The sequence below is a fragment of the Nonomuraea sp. NPDC050680 genome, assembly GCF_040654555.1.
Lineage (GTDB): Bacteria > Actinomycetota > Actinomycetes > Streptosporangiales > Streptosporangiaceae > Nonomuraea.
Map to the genome: position 1 here is coordinate 1 of NZ_JBFAIF010000051.1, position 4,012 is coordinate 4,012.

General features: G+C 67.7%; 4 protein-coding genes and 2 pseudogenes. 4 read left to right on the forward strand and 2 right to left on the reverse strand.

Annotation, left to right across the window (positions count from 1 at the left end; genetic code table 11):
• Positions 1-557 precede the first annotated feature (557 nt).
• The 4 genes and pseudogenes from AB0H88_RS52475 (at position 558) to AB0H88_RS52490 (ending at position 2,706) form a co-directional block, all read left to right on the forward strand.
• Positions 558-1,691: a site-2 protease family protein gene (locus tag AB0H88_RS52475; protein WP_357657734.1), complete on the forward strand. Its 1,134-nt coding sequence runs from the start codon at positions 558-560 to the stop codon at positions 1,689-1,691.
• 148 nt (positions 1,692-1,839) lie between these two features.
• Positions 1,840-2,184 (forward strand): annotated as a pseudogene (locus AB0H88_RS52480) (E3 binding domain-containing protein); the annotation flags it as partial.
• Positions 2,185-2,242: 58 nt separating this feature from the next.
• Positions 2,243-2,458: a 2-oxo acid dehydrogenase subunit E2 gene (locus AB0H88_RS52485; RefSeq protein ID WP_357657736.1), complete on the forward strand. Its 216-nt coding sequence runs from the start codon at positions 2,243-2,245 to the stop codon at positions 2,456-2,458.
• On the forward strand, positions 2,455-2,706 hold the full coding sequence (locus AB0H88_RS52490; RefSeq protein ID WP_357657740.1) for an acyl carrier protein: 252 nt from the start codon (positions 2,455-2,457) through the stop codon (positions 2,704-2,706). Before AB0H88_RS52485 ends, AB0H88_RS52490 begins: the two co-directional genes overlap by 4 nt.
• 11 nt (positions 2,707-2,717) lie before the next feature.
• Here AB0H88_RS52490 and AB0H88_RS52495 read toward each other — a convergent pair whose 3' ends face one another.
• Both AB0H88_RS52495 and AB0H88_RS52500 read right to left on the reverse strand, forming a co-directional pair.
• Positions 2,718-3,194, reverse strand: coding sequence for a hypothetical protein (locus tag AB0H88_RS52495; protein WP_357657738.1), 477 nt, complete (start codon positions 3,192-3,194; stop codon positions 2,718-2,720).
• Positions 3,189-3,557: pseudogene (locus AB0H88_RS52500) on the reverse strand (AMP-binding protein); the annotation flags it as partial. The gene AB0H88_RS52495 and the pseudogene AB0H88_RS52500, both read right to left, overlap by 6 nt.
• Positions 3,558-4,012: the final 455 nt, after the last annotated feature.

Genomic DNA, 4,012 nt, shown 5'->3' on the forward strand with positions numbered 1-4,012 from the left:
GAAAGGCGTCGTCGGCCGCCCACGCCACGGCGTCGAATCCGGACACCGAACCATCGACACCCACCACGATCAGATCAGACATCGCACATTCCCCCCTCTCCATTTCTGCCCCTCAGTGGCTGACCGGCCAGGGCCAGAAGTCCCAAAACTTGGAGATGATCAGCGGGCCGGGAAACCAGCGGCCTAGCCACCATCAAGCCGCTCCGCGGAGCCGGCTTGATGGTGTCGGCAGCCGACCCGTTGGCGCACTCCCTGGCAGACATTCGCCCATGCGGTGACCGACTATTGGCCTTCTAAGGGGCATTACCCAAGGTGACGGGCATGACGCGGGGGAGGTAGTGATGGCCCGGCTGGGCGATTTCCTGGCACGGTTCCGCCCCTTTGGTGTGCCCGGTGCCGCAGCCGCTCTTGGTGTCCCGGTCGATTACCCGGCTGACCAGGCCGAGGAGTTGGCCCCGGTCTTCTCGGCTCTAGCCGACGTCCAGGCCGACTAAGGTCCTGCCGATGAGGGCCATTTGGCCCTGCTCGGGCGAATGTGACCGGGGGACTATGGCTGGGTGAAGCAGACTCTTCCGCTGGGCAGGGTGGCGGGCATCCCGGTGCGTGCGCACTGGTCGGCGCTCGGCATCGCGGCGCTCATCGTGGTGCTGCTCGGCACCACCGTGCTGCCGCAGGCTGTGCCGGGATACGGCCAGACGCAGTACTGGCTGGTAGCCGTGGTCACGGGCATGCTGTTCATGGCTTCGCTGCTGACCCACGAGGCGGCTCACGCGCTGATCGCCCGCTGGCGCGGGCTCAGGGTCGGCTCGGTCACGCTGTGGGTCCTCGGTGGCTACACCGAGTTGGACGAGGAGGCGAAGAGCCCGCGGATCGAGTTGGCGACGGCGGCGGCGGGCCCGGTGGCCAGCCTGGGCATCGCCGCTGTAGCCTTCCTCGCCTATCTTTTCCTGCCCAGACCGGCTCTAGCGGCGTCCGCCGCAGCGTGGCTGTTCACCATGAACCTGATGCTCGCCCTGTTCAACCTGCTTCCTGGCGCCCCTCTGGACGGCGGGCGCGTGTTGCACGCGCTGCTGTGGCGGCGGTTCGGCGACGCCACCCGAGCGGATCGAGCAGCAGCACGAGCGGGGCAGACCCTCGGTACGACGCTCATCTCGGTCGGTCTCCTCGGTACGTTCCTGTGGAGCTGGCTGGGCGGCCTGTGGCTCGCCTTCCTTGGCTGGTACATCGCCGCAAGCGCACGTCAGGAGCTTGCCGTCAAGATCGCCCGCGCGGGGCTGCGCGGCCTGCTGGTGCGTGAGGTGATGACCCTGGCTCCGGACGTGGCGCCTGCCTGGATGAACGTCGAACAACTCGTCGAGAAGGTCGTGTTGAACTCCCGCCAGACGGTCTTTCCCGTGGTGACCCTCACCGGCGCTCCGGCGGGCTTCGTCTCGTTGGACACCCTGGCGGCGGTGCCCCCGGAACGCCGGTACTCCACGCGGGTGGAGACGCTCACAACCATGCAGCCGCCGGTGCGGACCCTCGCGCCGGACGACGAAGCCACTCTGCTGCTGGAGCAGGCCGTGCAAGGGCAGCTGATCGCCGCCATTGTCGTCGACGGCGACCGCTTGGTCGGGATGGTGACCGGCGCCGACCTGGGCCGGGCCCTGGGACAGGCGCTGCTGCGGATCAGCGCGGATGCGACCAGCTGATTCGTTCAGAGGTTGGTAGCGTTACCAAACCAGGACTCCGCAGTAACGCTCAACCGTCTCGCGCACCTCAGCAACCCGCAAAGGACGTCGAGGCGCGGCGCTTCGAGCACCGGATCCTGCTGCCCAGCGACGTCAACGCGAGCACCGGGTGAAGGCATCGCCGCTCGCCCGCGAGCTCGCTCGGAGACTCGGCGTCGACCTCACCAGAATCAAGGGCACAGGCCGCACAGGAGCGATCCGCGCCGATGACGTCCGTGCGAGCGCCGCACGCGACGGCGGGCCACGGGAGGCGGCAGCGCGGGCCCCAGCCCAGCCGGCCGCGCCTGCGGGCAAGCACGCCGTACAGGAGCCTGCGGTCGAACATGGGGAGCCCGACCTTGGACGCCGACGGGACGCGATGCGCCAGGCAATCGCGCGGGCGATGGCCAGGTCGAAACGGGAGATTCCGCACTACTATCTGACCACGACCGTGGACATGAGCGCCGCGCTGGCGTGGCTGCGCGAACGCAAAGGTGGCGGACTGATCGCTCCCGCCCTGCACGATGTCGCCGGTGGAGGCGGTCTACGGCATTATCTATCCCCCGCAAGTGGCCCTCGTCGGCTTCGGCAGAATCCTCGACCGGCCCTGGGCGGTCGATGGACTGCTCGGCGTCCGGCCCGTGGTCACCGTCACCCTTGCCGCGGATCACCGCGCCACCGACGGCTTCACTGGTGGCAGGTTCCTCACCGCCGTCGACCGACTGCTCACTCACCCGGAGGAGCTATGACCCCGCAGCAGGCACGGGAGCTCATCGAGCGCGCACTGGCCCAGGTGGCGCCGGACGCCGACCTGGCGGCACTCCCACCGGAGGCTGACTTCCGCGACATCCTCCAACTCGACTCGCTGGACTTCCTCAGCTTCGTGGAGGCGCTCAGCGACTGCACCGGCTACCGCATCGAAGAGGACGACTATCCCGTGTTCTCCACCTTGGCCGGCGGAGCGGGCTATCTGGCTGCGCACGCCGGAACGGGATGACCCGGAGCTCATCAGGCAGGATGCTCCAGGGTCGAGGTGTCGCCCTCGGGAAGACCGAGTTCGCGGGCCTTGAGGAGGCGGCGCATGACCTTGCCGCTGCGGGTGTGTGGCAGGTTCTGGTCGAATGCGATCTCCTTGGGGGCGAACGCGCCCAGCCGGCGGCGACCGAATGCGATCAGCTCCAGCCGCAGCGCCTCGGCGGGTTCATAGCCGGAGTTGAGGGTGATGAAAGCCTTCACCAGTTCACCTGCCACCGGGTCGGGCTTGCCGATCACGCCGGCTTCGGCGACGGCTGGGTGCTCCATCAGCACCGAATCCACCTCGAAAGGCCCGATGAGGTGACCAGCGGACTTGATCACATCGTCCGCCCGGGCGACGAACCAGAAGTACCCGTCTTGGTCCCTCCGGGCGATGTCGCCGGACAGGTACCAGCCTCCGGCGAACGCCTTGGCGTACCTCTCGGGTTCGCCCAGGTAGCCGCGGAACATCGAGGGCCAGCCAGGACGAAGCGCGAGCTCCCCTTCGACGTCGGAATCCTCGATCAACCGCACCTGCCCCTCGACGACGCGGGGGCGGCCGTCCTCGCCGCGCTCCAGCAGCGCCGCCTCGATCCCGGGTAGTGGACGCCCCATGGAGCCGGGCTTGATGTCCATCGCGGCATAGTTGCTGATCATGATGGCGCCGGTCTCGGTTTGCCACCAGTTGTCATGGACCGGCAGGCCGAGCACGTGCAGGCCCCAGACCGCCACCTCGGGATTGAGCGGCTCGCCCACGCTGGCGATGAACCGCAGTGCGGACAGGTCGTACTCGCGAGGCAGAGCATCGCCTCGGCGCATGAGCATGCGCAACGCCGTTGGCGAGGTGTATCAGACGGTGACCTGCTGGTCTCGCAGCATGCGATACCAGCGGCGCGCGTCGAACTCCCCCGCGTCGATTACGAGGGTCAGCCCGAGACTGAGGGGCGCGATGACGCCGTACGACATTCCAGTGACCCAGCCGGGATCGGCAGTGACCAGAAGACGTCCGTCCTCTGCACCGGAGGTCTTCCTAGAGATGGGATTGATACCCAGGAAAGCCCATACTGGACATAGATGCATATATGGACATGCTGAGGCGCCCGAGCACGCCTTACCCGACCTGTTTGGGGCCGTATATCGCCAGCATCCGGGCCGCCTGCCGCCCCGACAGGCCCCGGAGCCCTGTCCCCAGGCCCTTACGCAGCAGAGGACTTCGGCCTCTGGCAATGAAAGGACGTTGGCCTCTAGCCGCCAAGTCCACGCGTAGGTCAACTGGAAGAAGGGAGGTC